This window comes from Saccharospirillum impatiens DSM 12546 (assembly GCF_000423605.1).
Taxonomy (GTDB): domain Bacteria; phylum Pseudomonadota; class Gammaproteobacteria; order Pseudomonadales; family Natronospirillaceae; genus Saccharospirillum; species Saccharospirillum impatiens.
In genome coordinates this window covers 78,303-92,959 of record NZ_KE384062.1, presented here as the reverse complement: position 1 = coordinate 92,959, position 14,657 = coordinate 78,303, and the positions used below count along the sequence as shown (strand labels likewise).

The 14,657-nt window shown below is 56.1% G+C and carries 13 protein-coding genes; 6 read left to right on the top strand and 7 right to left on the bottom strand.

The features are described 5' to 3' along the window. Nucleotides 1–86 precede the first annotated feature (86 nt). From G565_RS0121900 to G565_RS0121890, 3 genes are read right to left on the bottom strand one after another with little or no spacing between them, the layout of a single operon-like run. Complete coding sequence (locus G565_RS0121900; protein ID WP_028672688.1) at nt 87–1,466, bottom strand: MBL fold metallo-hydrolase; 1,380 nt, start codon at nt 1,464–1,466, stop codon at nt 87–89. A gap of 10 nt (nt 1,467–1,476) precedes the next feature. Next, nucleotides 1,477–1,776: a type II toxin-antitoxin system RelE/ParE family toxin gene (locus tag G565_RS0121895; RefSeq protein WP_028672687.1), complete on the bottom strand. Its 300-nt coding sequence runs from the start codon at nt 1,774–1,776 to the stop codon at nt 1,477–1,479. Beyond that, nucleotides 1,773–2,051 carry a YlcI/YnfO family protein gene (locus G565_RS0121890; RefSeq protein ID WP_028672686.1) on the bottom strand — a complete coding sequence of 93 codons (279 nt, stop codon included), beginning with the start codon at nt 2,049–2,051 and terminating at the stop codon, nt 1,773–1,775. Before G565_RS0121890 ends, G565_RS0121895 begins: the two co-directional genes overlap by 4 nt. A 150-nt stretch (nt 2,052–2,201) precedes the next feature. On the opposite strand from G565_RS0121890, the gene G565_RS0121885 reads away from it, so the two are divergent. Next, entirely contained in the window at nt 2,202–3,200 is a 999-nt protein-coding gene (locus G565_RS0121885) for an NAD-dependent epimerase (protein ID WP_028672685.1), read from the top strand. 235 nt (nt 3,201–3,435) lie between these two features. Here the strand turns inward: G565_RS0121885 and rfaH are convergent, their stop codons facing one another. The 3 genes from rfaH to metG form a co-directional block, all read right to left on the bottom strand. Then, nucleotides 3,436–3,993, bottom strand: coding sequence for a transcription/translation regulatory transformer protein RfaH (gene rfaH / locus G565_RS0121880; protein ID WP_051208433.1), 558 nt, complete (start codon nt 3,991–3,993; stop codon nt 3,436–3,438). A gap of 70 nt (nt 3,994–4,063) precedes the next feature. Then, nucleotides 4,064–5,593, bottom strand: coding sequence for a hypothetical protein (locus G565_RS0121875; RefSeq protein WP_028672683.1), 1,530 nt, complete (start codon nt 5,591–5,593; stop codon nt 4,064–4,066). 196 nt (nt 5,594–5,789) lie between these two features. Then, nucleotides 5,790–7,880, bottom strand: a complete 2,091-nt coding sequence (gene metG / locus G565_RS0121870; protein ID WP_028672682.1) for a methionine--tRNA ligase — start codon at nt 7,878–7,880, stop codon at nt 5,790–5,792. Between the two features lie 402 nt (nt 7,881–8,282). Between metG and G565_RS0121865 the strand changes: the two genes are divergently transcribed. The 4 genes from G565_RS0121865 to apbC all read left to right on the top strand — a co-directional run bounded on the left by G565_RS0121865 (nt 8,283) and on the right by apbC (nt 11,845). Continuing rightward, nucleotides 8,283–9,686 carry a mannose-1-phosphate guanylyltransferase/mannose-6-phosphate isomerase gene (locus G565_RS0121865; RefSeq protein WP_028672681.1) on the top strand — a complete coding sequence of 468 codons (1,404 nt, stop codon included), beginning with the start codon at nt 8,283–8,285 and terminating at the stop codon, nt 9,684–9,686. Between the two features lie 212 nt (nt 9,687–9,898). Then, nucleotides 9,899–10,198, top strand: coding sequence for a nucleotidyltransferase domain-containing protein (locus tag G565_RS0121860; protein WP_028672680.1), 300 nt, complete (start codon nt 9,899–9,901; stop codon nt 10,196–10,198). Continuing rightward, nucleotides 10,195–10,716, top strand: a complete 522-nt coding sequence (locus tag G565_RS25545; RefSeq protein WP_051208431.1) for a hypothetical protein — start codon at nt 10,195–10,197, stop codon at nt 10,714–10,716. The genes G565_RS0121860 and G565_RS25545 overlap by 4 nt, the downstream gene beginning before the upstream one ends. A 61-nt stretch (nt 10,717–10,777) precedes the next feature. Beyond that, on the top strand, nt 10,778–11,845 hold the full coding sequence (gene apbC / locus G565_RS0121850; protein ID WP_157600203.1) for an iron-sulfur cluster carrier protein ApbC: 1,068 nt from the start codon (nt 10,778–10,780) through the stop codon (nt 11,843–11,845). 184 nt (nt 11,846–12,029) lie between these two features. Here apbC and G565_RS0121845 read toward each other — a convergent pair whose 3' ends face one another. Continuing rightward, entirely contained in the window at nt 12,030–13,361 is a 1,332-nt protein-coding gene (locus G565_RS0121845) for a UDP-glucose dehydrogenase family protein (protein WP_028672678.1), read from the bottom strand. A 368-nt stretch (nt 13,362–13,729) separates the two neighbouring features. On the opposite strand from G565_RS0121845, the gene G565_RS0121840 reads away from it, so the two are divergent. Further along, entirely contained in the window at nt 13,730–14,602 is an 873-nt protein-coding gene (locus tag G565_RS0121840; RefSeq protein WP_028672677.1) for a DMT family transporter, read from the top strand. Nucleotides 14,603–14,657: the final 55 nt, after the last annotated feature.

Sequence of the window (14,657 nt, the reverse complement as noted above, 5' to 3'; positions counted from 1 at the left end):
TTCGTGTCCTGCGTCCCTTCGTGTCCTGCGTCCCTTCATGTCCTACGTCAGTTAATGTCCTACGTCAGTTAATGTCCCACGCCCCTTCAACCCGGCACCCAAACGTTTGTGCTTGGAAGTCTTTCGGCCAGGTGCGCCTTAAATTGTTGCTTTACCCTGTGGTCGCCGTGGACGAGGCGGATTTCTGCTGGGGGTTCAGGTATGTCGGTGCAGAAGTTGGTTAGGCCGGCTCTGTCGGCGTGGGCGGAGAACCCGCTAAGGCGGTGTACCTGGGCGTTCATGGGTACTTTGTGCCTGTTCACGGTGAGGGTGTCGCCGGGCTGAGCGCTTTGGATGGCTGCGCCCAGGGTGCCTCTGGCCTGATAACCGACAAAGAAGACGTCGGTTTCCGGCAGTGGCAGCATGGCTTCAAGGTAGTTCATGATGCGCCCGCCCTGGCACATGCCGCTGGCTGCCAGCACCACGGCGGGCTGTTTTGAGCTGGTAAGTCGCTTCACCATGGCCAGGTGGTCCCGGTGGTGTTCTATGGTAATTAACTGGTCGAACGCCAGCGGGAAGCGCCCTGCCCCGCGTTTGTGCCTCATGGAGTCGCGCCAGTGGTCTAGCAGGTGGCGGTAGGCCTGGGTCATGCGCAGGGCCAGGGGTGAATCCAGAATGATGGGTAAGGGGCTACTCATACCTTGTTGGAACGCATCGGGGTGGATCAGGCCTTGCTCGTGCAGCAGGTCTTCGATGAAGGCGAGAATCTCCTGGGTGCGGCCCAGGCTGAAGGCCGGGATCAACACGGTGCCGCCATCGGCCAGGGCGCGCTTCAGGCTGTTGCCCAGCTCGGTTTTGCGCTCGGCCCGGGCTTCGTGGTCGCGGTTGCCGTAGGTGCTTTCTATCACCAGTACATCGGCACGCTCGGGGGCTTGGGGTGGGTCTACAAATACCGCGCCGGGGGCGCCGAGGTCGCCACTGAATACGGTGCGGTGGCTTTCAGTTGCCAGTTCAACGTAGGCAGAGCCCATAATGTGTCCGGCGGGCTGAAAGCGCAGTTCGGTCTCACCATTGGGCAGCGGGTGCCATTGGTCGTAGGGCACTGGCTGCAGTTGGCCAAGAATGCGGGCCAGGGCTTTTTCAACCAGGTCGGCATCGTCGGGTATGTGAATGCCCAGGGCGTCTTCGAGTACCAGAGGTAACAACGCGGCGGTGGGTTCGGTGCAGTAGATGGGGCCGCGGAACCCGGCGGCGATGAGCCAGGGAATGCGGCCCACGTGGTCGATGTGGCAGTGGGTGACGATAAGGGCGTTTACTTCGGGTACCGCGAAATCGAAAGCATTCAGAGGTCGGTCGGATTCAGCGCCTTGGAAGAGGCCGCAGTCTATTAAAACGTTGGTATTGGCAGTCTGGTATTGGTGGCAGGAGCCGGTTACGCCGGTTACGGCGCCGTGGTGGGTGATTTTTGGGGTTGCATCCTTGGGCATGGGGGTCCTTTCAGTAATAATCATCTTCTCGTTGATGGCGAACGGCCAGAATGGTGACCGTTTCGTTGTCTTCAATCTCGAACAAGGCTACGTAACCAGCGGAACCAAAGGGAATAATCAGTTCTCTTATCAATGGATTGGCGGTTTCTGCCTTGCGGCATGTAAACGGGAATTCCTGTAAAGCCCCAGTGGCTCGGCTAATGGCATCACGCGCTGCCCGGGCGGCGGAGGGATCGATATCCAGTAAGAATTGAAACAGCCTTAGCAGGTCTTCCCGTGCCTGTCGGGTGTATCTGACTTCGAAACTCACTTTTTGTAGTCACCACGGCTTTCCGCCACAGCCAATAGCGCATCGAGTTCTTGGTGAACGACACCGGCACTATAATACTCGCCGGTATTGCGGGCTTCTGTTCGCGCTGCCAGTCCACGTTCAAGAAAAGCCTGCTGGTTGCGCCGGCGCTCGATGCTTGAACGAATGGCATCTTCCAAAAAGCTGGAGAGGCTCTCATGATCGCGCAGGACCGATTCAGCTGCCTGGCGCAGTTCGGGATCGACACGAAGTGAAGGGAAAGTGGCGGACTTCATGGAGGCAACCTCGATGCGTTGTATTTGCAATGCATATTGACATGGTTCAATTTGTGGAGCAAGTGGGTTGGTTTTGAGAGCTGTGAGCTTCTGGTTTTGGGTGTGGTATCCTTGTAGTAAGACATTTATTCAATTATAGGGAAAGCGGGAATGACCATTCTTGTGACCGGTGTCGCCGGTTTTATCGGGTGTGATGTGGCGCTTCAGTTGTTAGCCCAGGGCCATACTGTGGTGGGCATCGATAATCTGAACGATTATTACGAGGTTCAGCTTAAGCGGGACCGCCTGGCGCGTATTAAGAGCGATCGTTTCACCTTTGTGGAAATGGGTGTGGAAGACCGCGCTGCTATGGCGAAGCTGGCCACTGAACACCGGTTTGCGCGCATTGTTCATTTGGCCGCGCAGGCAGGGGTGCGGTACTCCATCGATAACCCCAGTGCCTATATTGATGCCAACCTGGTCGGTTTTGGTAATATTCTGGAGCTGGCGCGGCAGCAGACCGTTGAGCACCTGGTTTATGCGTCTTCCAGTTCGGTGTATGGGCAGAATGAAAAGCAGCCGTTCAGCGAGGACGATCCGGTAGACCACCCGGTCAGTTTGTATGCAGCCACCAAAAAAGCCAATGAAGTAATGGCCCACAGTTACAGCCATCTGTACAGCGTGCCCACCACCGGACTGCGGTTTTTCACGGTATATGGCCCCTGGGGCCGGCCCGATATGGCGCCGATGAAATTTTTGAAACTGGTATCTGAAGGCAAGCCAATTGATGTGTATAACCAGGGCGATATGCAGCGGGACTTTACCTACATTGATGACATTGTCGCCGGTGTGATTCAGTCGCTCGGCGCACCCCCTACCCGCTCACCAAAAGGCGAACACCACACCCCCGCCAGCAGCGATGCACCCTATCGGGTTTTGAACATCGGCAATGCCAAACCGGTACATTTAATGGAATTCATTGAAACGCTGGAACGCCACTGGGGTACCGTTGCCGAGAAAAACTACATGCCCATGCAGCCCGGTGATGTACCCGTAACCTATGCAGATGCCAGCAAGCTCACCGCGTTAACCGGTTATCAGCCGAGCACCAGTATTGATAAGGGTGTTCAGGCACTGGTGACATGGTTTAAGGCTTATCAAAAGACGTAGAACGAAAAAAGACGCAAGACAATAAGTGACGCGACACATGAAGTGACGTAGAACATGAAGTGACGCAACACACGAAGTGACGTAGAACATGAAGTGACGCAACACACGAAGTGACGTAGAACATGAAGAGACGTCAGTTGCTGTTCCGCGTCACTTCGTGTGTTGCGTCTTTCAATGTCTCGCGTCCTTTATTGTTTCACGTCCCTCAATGTCCTGCGTCTTTTATTGTTCCACGTCACTTCACAACCTTAACCTGGCTGGTGGCCATTTCCAGTTCGCGTTCCTGGCTGAGCAGGTTCAACAGCAATATCACGCGTTCTTCGCCTTTGGTGGCTTTCACCACGGCTTCTATGGCCTGAAATGCGCCTTCGGTAATGGTGACGGTGTCGCCGGGTTTGAATTCTGGCTCGGGTTCGTGGCCGTTGAGAATTCGGCTGTGCCGCATCAGCGCGGTTACCAGTGATACCGGTACGGGGGATGGGTAGCCGTGGAAGTTGACTATTTTGCACACACCGCGAGTGGCGTTTACCGCTGCGAAGCTTTGTTCAGGGCGAATCAGCACGAATAAATAGTGCGGAAACAGGCTTTCGACGCGCAGTACTTTCCGGTTGGCATGGGTTCTGCGCATTCTGTGCGTGGGGTGAAAGCAGGTGAAACCCTGGTTTTTCAGGTGTTCTTCAGCGCGGAAGCCGTCGCGCGGTTTGCACTGCACCAGGTACCAGGCCGGCTGCCCGGGCAGGGTCTCAAATTCCCCGGTATAAGGGTGATGTGAGGTGATCGGTTGCAGTGTCATGGCATGATCTCCTGTCGTTGCCGGGGGCATCCTTGCCGCGGCGGTATCCCTTTTTACCGTGCGGAGGGTGTCAGCCCGCTTTGCGGTCTCTGAATAAATCGGCAATCAGGCTGAAAAAGACAGCACCGAACAAGGTTAACACCAGCAAGGCAATCAGTGTTTTAACGTCGCCGCTGGTCACCGCCCGAGGCGTGGATTCGGCAAAAGAACCCCCCATTGGCCGAACCAGCTCACTCACCGTGCCCACGGCCTGGCGGCCAAGTTGCTGGTGAATGCGCCCTATCACCCGGGTATAGTCGCGCAGGGTTTCCAGCACCATCGGCAACCGTTCCTGTACTTCGTCTACATAGCGCTGAATGTCTTCATTGCTTTGTTCTGCCCGGTTTAGAGACTCAAGTGTTAGCTCAATTTGCGCCATCTCATTTTGCACATCCAGCGCTTCGTTTTCGTACTCCAACACCTGCCTGGTGAGTTGTTGCCGGTAGGCCAGGTCGTCACCCTGGCGGGAAACTTCCAACAACCGGTCTAGAAAGGCATCGCCCAGTTGCGGTGCCAGGCTGGCCTGGGGGTTGCTGCCAGCGGCGCCAGTTGCCGAGCTCGCGCCTTCACTGCGGTAAGTACTCAGAACGGTGCGGGTCACTTCGGCACGTTGTTGCCACAGGCGCTGTTGCAACTGCAGCTCCTGCATGCGGCTGTTGTAGAACAGGCGCACGAAATCGGGGTCGCGGGCCAGGCCCAGTTCTTTCACCGGGTCAACCAGTTGGCGCAAGTCGTATTCCGCCACATCGGCAATGGCTTTTTCGAGGTCTTCGAGGTTGTAGCCGGTTTCGGGGTCGGTCACGTTTGTCGAGTTTGGCTCTACTTTCAGCGCTGTAATGTTTTCCTGAATCAACTCTATGTTGTCGAGCAACAGCTCAATGCCTACCAGGTAATCGAGGCTTTCGAACCGGGCTTCGTCGAATATGCGCTCTGAATAAATGGGCAGGTTCAGTTCCAGCACGCCTTTTTCGCTGATCGCGCGTTCAGCCCAGGCATTGGGAATGTCCCGCAGGATCTCGCGCGCCTGGTCAGTGCTCAGGGCACCATTGGGCAATTGCAGGGTAATCAAAATGCCGCTGGCGCTCGCTGTGCGCAAGTCTGATTGCATTTGTTGTTGCAGCTCAGTGAGCTCAGCGGCAGACCGGTTGCCGCCGCTCATCTGGCTGCGATAGCGCTCTACAATCAGAAAATAGTCGGGCGCGTAGGGCTCAATGTTAAGACCCCGACGCAGTTGATCGAGTGTTAAATCGGTGGTGTCGAGCTGGTTCTCCCGGTACACCCGGCTGAGCACAGTAGAGCTGATCACATCGCTGATCAGAAACGGGGACCCATCTGGAAACTCGCCGTTGGCGATGCCGTCGAACGTCAAGTCATAGGCCTGACTGTAAGTGACCGTCTTGTCGCTGGCCAGGTAACTCAGGGCCAGAAAGGCGCTGAACGCCAGGGCAACGACCAGCATCGCAATCATGGCGCGGCCTTTGGTCGCCCAAACCCGAGCCATCAATGCGCCGATATCGATTTCATCGTCACTGGTGTCACGACGTACAGGTTGATCTGTCATTTAACACTCCTGGTTGACCTTCAATCCTTAACAACCCGAATAACGGGACGGATATTCTAGTCGAAAAGCCTTTAGAAACAACGACCTTGCCGATGTTTACCTACAAATGCGACATAATACGCAAACCCGCCACAGGGAAACCAGTAAAAGCTCCTTGTGCCGCTGGCTTGAATCTACTGCCGCCTGAAGAGCCGTTCTAGGTGATGCGGGTGCCGGGCGCTGCACTCTTGTCAGCCTCCAGTACCCACAACTCGTCGCCACCACCGGCAGCAAGAACCATGCCTTCAGACAACCCAAAACGCATTTTCCTTGGTTTTAAATTGTAGACGAGAACGACATTCTTACCGATTAATTGCTCGGGCGAATAATGGCTCTTGATGCCTGAAAACACTTGACGGGTGCTGGCTTCGCCCACATCGAGTATCAGCTTGAGCAGTTTATCGGCGCCTTCTACGTGGTCGGCTTCAACAACTTTCGCCACACGCAGGTCGACTTTAGCAAAATCGCCGAACTCAATCTCGCTGCTCTGCTCTGCGTCCGCAGAGGCCTTGGCTGCCTTATCGGCTTTGGCTGGCGTTGCCTGAGCTTTGCCGGCGTTGGCGCTGCCTTGCTTTGCCTGGCCGGTCTTGGCATCGGCGGCCACGTCTTCTTTGCTGGCTTCGATCAAGGCGTCGATTTGTGTTATTTCAATGCGCGTTAGTAACGGTTTGAATTTGTTGATGGCGTGGCCGGTGAGCACGGTGTCGCGGTCGGTAAAGTTCAGGCTGCTCACGTTCAGGAAGGCTTTAACCTTCTCGTTCATGTCGGGCAGCACCGGGCCGAGATACAGCGTGATCAGCCGGAACAGGTGAATGCCCATGGAGCAGACATCGTGCACTTCTTGCTCGCGGCCGGCCTCTTTGGCCATGCTCCAGGGTGCCTTGGCCTGAATGTATTCGTTGGCGCGGTCGGCGAGATTCATGATCTCGCGCACGGCTTTGCTGAATTCGCGGCGCTCAAAAGCCTGGGCGATGGTGGTGCCAGCCTGTTGGAAGTCGGCCAGCATTTGGGGTTCGGCCACGGTATCGGACAAACTGCCACCGGCTTTTTTGATGAAACCCGCACAGCGGCTGGCAATATTGACCACCTTGCCAACCAGATCGGAGTTTACCCGCTGGGCGAAATCGGTGAGGCTGAGGTCGATGTCTTCAACACCGGCGCCGAGTTTGGCCGCGTAGTAGTAGCGCAAATATTCCGGGTTCAGGTGCTCCAGATAGGTTTTGGCCATAATGAAGGTGCCACGGGATTTGGACATTTTCTCGCCATTGACCGTGATGTAGCCATGGGCGAACACGCCAGATGGTTTACGGTAGCCGGAGTTCTCCAGCATGGCGGGCCAGAACAGGGCGTGGAAGTTGATGATGTCTTTACCGATGAAGTGATACAGCTCGGCGCTGGAATCGGGCTTCCAGTAGTCGTCGAAGGTCAGGTCGTCGCGGCGGTCGCACAGGTTTTTGAAGCTGGCCATGTAGCCAATGGGGGCATCGAGCCAGACGTAGAAGAACTTGCCGGGGGCACCGGGTATTTCGAAACCGAAGTACGGGGCATCACGGCTGACGTCCCATTCCTGCAATTCGGCATCGAGCCATTCGGCCAGTTTGTTGGCAACGCTGTCTTGCAGGGTGCCGGAGCGAGTCCACTCTTTCAGCATGGCCTGGCATTCGGGCAGCCTGAAGAAGAAGTGCTCGGACTCTCGAACTTCAGGCGTGGCACCCGTGTAGGCTGATTTCGGGTTAATCAGTTCGTTCGGCTCGTAAGTGGCGCTGCACACTTCGCAGGCGTCGCCGTACTGGTCTTCGCTGCCACATTTCGGGCAGGTGCCTTTTACAAACCGGTCGGCCAGGAAGATTTCTTTCACCGGGTCGTACAGCTGGCTGATGGTGCGCACGTTGATCATGTCGTTTTCTTTCAAACGGGTGTAGATCAGTTCGGCGTAGTAGCGGTTTTCGTCGGAATGGGTGCTGTAGTAGTTGTGGTGGTCGATCAGGAAGCCACCAAAGTCGCGCACGTGATCGGCCTGAACGGCTTTGATCAGGTCTTCCGGCGTTTTACCTTCTTTCTCTGCCCGCAGCATGACCGCTGTTCCATGGGTGTCGTCCGCACAGACGTAGGTGCACATGTTGCCCATGCTGTTCTGAAACCGGACCCAGATGTCGGTTTGGATGTGTTCCAGCATGTGGCCCAGGTGAATCGGGCCGTTGGCGTATGGCAGGGCACTGGTGACCAGTATCTTGCGGGGGTCGGTCATGGATTTACGATTCCTTGGTTGTCGGTGAGCTTCGCGTACTCAACAAGTTTTGGCGTTCAGTTTTGCTATTTGGCCCATGGTCCGTGTCAGGCACCGGGTCTGCCTATCCGGGGTCGGCGTGAACCCGTCCATGGGGCCTAGACCGAAACATCCATGTTTCGGACTTCCCCGGATAGGCAGACCCGGCACCTGACACTGTGTTGGGTGCGAACTCCATAACTTGAGTATCCGGTGTTGGTCTGTATCTGGCTATTGGCCGAGCCGGGCATTCTACCTGATGGTATGGCGATGAGAAACGGTCACGGCGCTTGCCGGTGAAAGTTAGCCGATGCCATGGTCGGGTGAATTGAAGCAATGCTATCATTGCTGTACTCACCTTTTGTTACCCAAGGAGCTCCAAGGATGATCATTCCCGTTTTACTCGCAGGAGGCGTCGGATCCCGGTTGTGGCCGGTGTCCCGGGAACTGTTCCCGAAGCAATGCATTGCCCTGGCAGACCCGGAGCTGAGCCTCGCACAGATGACCCTGAAGCGGGTTCAGGCTGCGGGTATCGGTGCCGAGCCGATTGTGGTGTGCAACGACGATCACCGCTTCCTTATTGCCCAGCAGATGGCAGATATGGGCACCAAAGCCGAGCTGATACTTGAACCGGAAGGCCGCAATACGGCTCCGGCGATAGCACTGGCGGCGTTTCAGGCGCTGGAGCGGGATCCGGAAGCGACGTTGGTGGTGTTGCCGGCCGACCATGTGATGAACGATACCGAAGCGTTTCGCACGTCGGTTCAGGAAGCCATTGTTCAGTCCAAGCACGAGTTTCTGGTGACGTTCGGCATAAAACCACTGTATGCAGAAACCGGCTATGGCTATATAGAAGCCACCGAGACCGACGCCACCAGTGCCGTTATCGCCTTCCGTGAAAAACCGGACGCCGACACCGCCGCCCGTTACCTGGCCGCCGGGAACTACTTCTGGAACAGCGGCATGTTTGTGTTCAAGGCCCGGGTCTACCTGGAAGAGCTCAAGCAACACCAACCCGCCATTTATGAAGCCACCCGGGCCGCTATGGCCAACAAGTATGCCGACCTCGACTTTATTCGGGTGGATGCCGAGGCGTTCGCCAAGAGCCCGTCGGATTCAATCGACTACGCCATTATGGAGCGCACCAAGCGCGCCGTGGTGGTTCCCTACACGGGAGACTGGAGCGACATCGGCGCCTGGTCGGCCTTGTATGATCTGAGTGAGAAAGACAGTCAGGATAACGTGTTGCAAGGCGATGTGCTCACTGAGGACTCTGCCGGTAACCTGATTCGCGCCGAAAGCCGCCTTGTAGCGGCCATTGGGGTACAGAACATGGCGATCATCGAAACCGATGATGCCGTGGTGGTGGTGCCGCGCGAGCGGGCTCAGGATGTGAAGTTGATTGTGAACCAATTGAAAGCCGCCGGGCGCACAGAGCACCATGTGCATGCCCGGGTGCACCGGCCCTGGGGGTCTTACAAGACGATTAACCTGGGCGAGCGCCACCAGGTGAAGCGCATTACCGTGAAACCCGGCGAGAAGCTTTCGGTGCAGATGCATCATCACCGGGCCGAGCATTGGGTGGTGGTGAGCGGTACAGCCAATGTGACCATTGGTGAGAAAACCAGCATGTTGAGTGAAAACGAATCAGTTTATATCCCCATTGGTACGGTTCACGCACTGGAAAACCCGGGCAGGATCGCATTGGAACTGATTGAGGTGCAGACCGGCAGTTATTTGGGTGAAGACGATATTGTGCGGTTTACCGACCGGTATGGGCGGCAGTGAGGCCTGCCGGCAAAATACAGGAGGCACCGCTTGGGTTTTCGTAGGAGGCCAGTCCTCTTGGCGACCTAGTAGCAAAACAAACCGGTGACCCAGAACAATGCCCCCGCTTCTATGCAGCGACCTCGGTGCTCTTCTTGGACCACTAGGGTCATTTATTGCGACATTAGCTAGTCTGTGCACACTATGACTATCCTTTAACAACGTTGAGACCGATGAGACTGACCAGCCAGCAAATACAGACGATCAAAACCCTGGTATCCGAAGTGTTCGGGAGTGACGTGCGTGTTCATTTGTTCGGCTCCCGACTTGATGACTCAAAAAAAGGGGGTGATATCGACTTGTTGATTCAATCTGACCGGGTAATCGATCAGAAATTACGCAAATCTGCGAGCCTGGCCGCACGACTTCAGTTGAGCCTGGGCGAGCAGAAATTCGACGTTGTCGTCAAAGATGCCCAAACAACCGACACGCCTTTTTATCAAGAGATATCTCGAACGGCGGCCCCGCTATGAATCTGCCCTCCCGCGACTACCAAAAGCTTATAACGTCGTTCGAAATCGCCGAAAAAGAAGCCAGGCACCTTCGTTACAGCTGGAACCAACTGTTTAAGCACCGCAATATAGACCTGGCTTGGGTGGAGCGATTGGATGAGGAGCCTGATGAGGCGGTCGTACTTGAAGCGTTTGTGTCACGGTTTTCACGCTTGCAAGACCATATTGCCGGTCGGCTGATTCCGATCTGGCTTGAAAGTCTGGCTGAACAGCCTTCGAGTCAGATTGAAAACCTGAATAAAGCCGAAAAACTGGGTGTCGTCGATTCTGCCCAGGACTGGCTAACCGCGCGTCAAATACGCACTTATCTGGTCCATGAATATCTGCAAGATCCGAAAAGTATGCTCGAAGCGCTGCAATTGACTCGCCAGGCAACCGGGACGTTTTTTGCTGTATACAATGCCCTTCGAAGCTACACGCTAAACACACTACCCGACCTTGAACCCAAGCTGCCACCAGGCTTGGCAGCCGCGGAGTGACGTGCTTTAAATCCGGCCTGCGGCCCCCACCATTGTGCTACAACCTCTTTAAGGACTGACCATGTCGACTGAACGCATTCTTCAGGCGCTGAAAACGCTAAAAGACCCCCATACTGACCGGCCTTTTGCCGACTCGGCCGACATCGATATCACCGAAGGCTCACCGTACAAGGTGTCTGTCACCCTGCACTACGCGGCCAACCAATACCGGGAGGGGCTGGCTATGTTGCTGGCCAGCCACATTGAAGCCCAGGTCGATGACGTTGAAGTCGATGTCTCGGTGAATTGCGAGATTGGCTCTGTGAACGTGCGGGATAACCTGACGGGCATGGAGAGTATTAAGAACATCATCGCCGTTGCCTCTGGGAAAGGCGGAGTTGGCAAGAGCACCACGGCGGTTAATCTGGCGCTGGCGTTGCAAGCCGAAGGCGCCCGGGTCGGGTTGCTCGATGCCGACATTTACGGGCCTAGCATTGGCACCATGCTTGGCGTAGCGGAAGGCACGAAGCCGGAGACGATTGACGATAAATTCTTCAAGCCTGTAATCGCCCATGGCCTGCAGAGCATGTCGATGGCTTATCTGGTGACTGAGAAAACCCCCATGGTATGGCGCGGGCCCATGGTGTCGGGCGCGTTGCAACAGTTACTGACGCAAACGAAGTGGGATAACCTGGATTACCTGGTGGTCGACATGCCCCCGGGCACCGGCGACATTCAATTAACGCTGGCACAGAAGGTGCCGGTATCGGGCGCGGTTATTGTGACCACCCCGCAAGACATCGCCCTGCTGGATGCTCGCAAGGGCATCGAGATGTTCCAGAAAGTGAACATCCCGGTGCTGGGCATTGTCGAGAATATGGCAATGCACGTCTGTTCAAATTGCGGACATGTTGAGCATATATTTGGTGAAGGCGGCGGCGCGAGGTTGTCGCAAGATTACAACGTGAACTTATTGGAAAGCCTGCCGCTGGATATCAGCATTCGCACCCAGACCGACAGTGGCCAACCCACCGTCATCGCGGAACCCGATGGTGAAGTGGCTGCGCACTATTTTGTGCTGGCCCGGAAAACCGCCGCTGCACTGGCGCTGCAAGGTGCTGATACCGGACCTGAGATTGCTTTTGTTTGAAAAGAATTTGACATGGAAAGACGTGAAACAATGACTGACGCAGGACATTAAGTGACGTCAGTTCGTGTTTAACGTCTTTCCATGTTTCGCGTCTTTCTATGTTTTACGTCTTTTAATGTTTCGCGTCATTTGCTGTTTCACGTCACTTCATGCCCTACGTCTGTCCATGTCCTGCGTCTTTTGTCTAAACCGGATTCCGCCCCACCGAATAATACGTAATCCCTTTCTTCTGCATCCGTTTCGGCTCATACAGATTCCGGCCATCGAAAATCACCGGATCGGTCAACTGTTGTTTAATTGCATCGAAATCCGGCACCCGGAAAGGCTGCCATTCGGTCACAATGGCCAGGGCATCGGCCCCTTTGAGGGCGCTTTCTTTGGTGCCGCACAGCGTCAGGGCGTCTTGGTCGCCATAGATACGCTGGGTTTCTTCCATCGCTTCGGGATCGTAGGCCTGGACTTTGGCACCGGCTGCCCACAGCGCTTCCATCAACACCCGGCTTGGCGCTTCGCGCATGTCGTCGGTGTTGGGTTTGAAGCTTAGGCCCCAGACGGCGATGGTTTTGCCGTTCAGGTCGCCGTTGTAGTGCGCGTGAATCTTGCTGAACAGCGTGGTTTTCTGCTCGTAGTTGCGCGCTTCTACGGCTTTGAGCACTTTGGCGTCGAAGTCGATGCCATCGGCGGTGCGGATCAGCGCCTGGACGTCTTTGGGAAAGCAGGAGCCGCCGTAACCCACGCCCGGGTAGATGAACTGATAACCAATGCGCGGGTCGCTACCGATGCCGTGGCGTACGGCTTCAATGTCGGCGCCAAGGCGCTCGGCCAGATTGGCGATTTCGTTCATGAAACTGATTTTGGTGGCCAGCATGCAGTTGGCGGCGTATTTGGTCAGTTCGGCACTGCGCACGTCCATCTGGATGATTTTTTCATGATTGCGGTTGAACGGTTCGTACAATTCGCGCATGGCGTCGATGGACTCGGTGCTTTCGGTACCGATGACGATGCGGTCTGGTCGCATGCAATCGTTGACCGCCGCGCCTTCTTTCAGGAACTCGGGGTTGGAAACCACGTCGAACGTCAGCGTGGCGTCGGTGCGCTTGGCCAGTACGTCTTTGATGGCGGCGGTGACTTTATCGGCCGTGCCCACGGGCACAGTCGATTTGTTCACCACAATGGTGTGGCGGCTCATGTTTTCAGCGATGGTACGCGCCACGGCCAGCACGTATTTCAGGTCGGCGCTGCCGTCTTCATCCGGCGGAGTGCCGACGGCAATGAACTGAATGTCGCCATGGGCAACGGCCGCTGCTGCATCGGTGGTGAAGCTCAGCCGGCCAGAGTCGTAATTGGCCTTGACCATGGGCTCAAGCCCGGGCTCGTAGATCGGGATGATGCCTTTTTTCAGGTTGTCGACCCGGTTGGCGTCGACATCGACACACACGACCTCGTGCCCGGCCTCTGCCAAACAGGTTCCCTGAACCAGGCCGACGTAGCCTATGCCAAAAACGGTAATCTTCATTGTTTATCCCTTTACGTTGCGGGTGTAAGCCGATAGGAGTTCATAAGATAGTGGGCGGCAGTTTACCGCAGGAGATTAGGTGCTGCGATACCCGATTACCATAGCAGTTTGGTTTGTATTCGTGGGAAGCGCGTCCTCTGGGTGACGGGGAGAATAATCAGCCGGTGATGCTGGCCCTTGGGCAGTGGTTGTATTCACCGGCCAGGATGCTACCGGTCGCCCAGGGGACTGACCTCCTGCGGGTGGGGTTGCTCTCAGTGGGCCCGGGGGAAATACCATCTGCGGGTGTTCCCGGCTTGACCTGCACCCAACGACCGATGTTAGATACACGCCCTTTTTCGGTGCAAATACTCGGATGGTCGTGATTCATGGGTGAACTCTTCGCAATTCTGGCCGCCTTGTCGTGGACACTGGCCGCCTATGGTTTCCGCCATCTCGGCACCGCGCTCTCGCCATTGCAGCTGAATTTTTGGAAGGGGTTACTGGCTTGCGGCGGCTTGCTGGCCTTTATTTGGGTCTCGGGCCAGTGGGTGGCGATTCCGACCGAGGTCTATGCGCCCTTGCTGCTCAGTGGCTTTATCGGCATTACCCTGGGCGACACCTTTATCTTTTCGGCGTTGAACCGCATTGGTGAGCGCACCACCCTGTCGATTGCTGAATCCAGCGCGCCGCTGTTCGCGATTGGCCTGGGCATGCTTTGGTTGAGCGAATTTCTAACGCTGTGGCAATGGCTCGGTGCCGCCATGATCATCCCCGCTTTGTTCTGGGTGCTAGAACCGGAAAACCCGGCACATCGCAGTCATCCATTTTTAGGCATGGCTTTCGCGCTCGGCGCTGCCCTGTGCCAGGCACTGGGTATGGTGTTCATGCGCGAGGTGTTTCTGGCGGTGGACATGCCCGCGTCTCAGGCCTCGTTTTTGAGACTGGCCGCAGGCATTACCGCCATACCGCTGTTTATTGGTCTGCAGCGCAAGGCCTTCTGGCCCCGGCTGACAGGTCGGCAGTGGGCCATTCTGGCGCTCAGTACGTTTGTCGGCACCCTTCTGGCTATCTGGTTTCAGCAATTGGCGGTGAAACGCACCGAAGCGGGTGTGGTGCAAACCCTGATCGCGACGTGTGCAATCATGGCGTTTTCGATTGATCGGATTCGCGGGCACAAGGCAACCCGGAAAGCCTGGGGCGGGATGTTGCTGGCCGTTGCCGGTGTGGCGGTTATTGCATTGAACGGGGCAACCCACTAACCCGCACCCATCATTCTCATCACAACGCTGCACTTACCAGTGCTCTCTCCACCAC

Bases quoted from the DNA above. Each gene is read 5' to 3' on its own strand.
- G565_RS0121900 (WP_028672688.1), bottom strand. From the start codon at position 1,466: ATGCCCAAGGATGCAACCCCAAAAATCACCCACCACGGCGCCGTAACC.
- G565_RS0121890 (WP_028672686.1), bottom strand. From the start codon at position 2,051: ATGAAGTCCGCCACTTTCCCTTCACTTCGTGTCGATCCCGAACTGCGC.
- G565_RS0121885 (WP_028672685.1), top strand. From the start codon at position 2,202: ATGACCATTCTTGTGACCGGTGTCGCCGGTTTTATCGGGTGTGATGTG.
- rfaH (WP_051208433.1), bottom strand. From the start codon at position 3,993: ATGACACTGCAACCGATCACCTCACATCACCCTTATACCGGGGAATTT.
- G565_RS0121875 (WP_028672683.1), bottom strand. From the start codon at position 5,593: ATGACAGATCAACCTGTACGTCGTGACACCAGTGACGATGAAATCGAT.
- metG (WP_028672682.1), bottom strand. From the start codon at position 7,880: ATGACCGACCCCCGCAAGATACTGGTCACCAGTGCCCTGCCATACGCC.
- G565_RS0121865 (WP_028672681.1), top strand. From the start codon at position 8,283: ATGATCATTCCCGTTTTACTCGCAGGAGGCGTCGGATCCCGGTTGTGG.
- G565_RS0121860 (WP_028672680.1), top strand. From the start codon at position 9,899: ATGAGACTGACCAGCCAGCAAATACAGACGATCAAAACCCTGGTATCC.
- G565_RS25545 (WP_051208431.1), top strand. From the start codon at position 10,195: ATGAATCTGCCCTCCCGCGACTACCAAAAGCTTATAACGTCGTTCGAA.
- apbC (WP_157600203.1), top strand. From the start codon at position 10,778: ATGTCGACTGAACGCATTCTTCAGGCGCTGAAAACGCTAAAAGACCCC.
- G565_RS0121845 (WP_028672678.1), bottom strand. From the start codon at position 13,361: ATGAAGATTACCGTTTTTGGCATAGGCTACGTCGGCCTGGTTCAGGGA.
- G565_RS0121840 (WP_028672677.1), top strand. From the start codon at position 13,730: ATGGGTGAACTCTTCGCAATTCTGGCCGCCTTGTCGTGGACACTGGCC.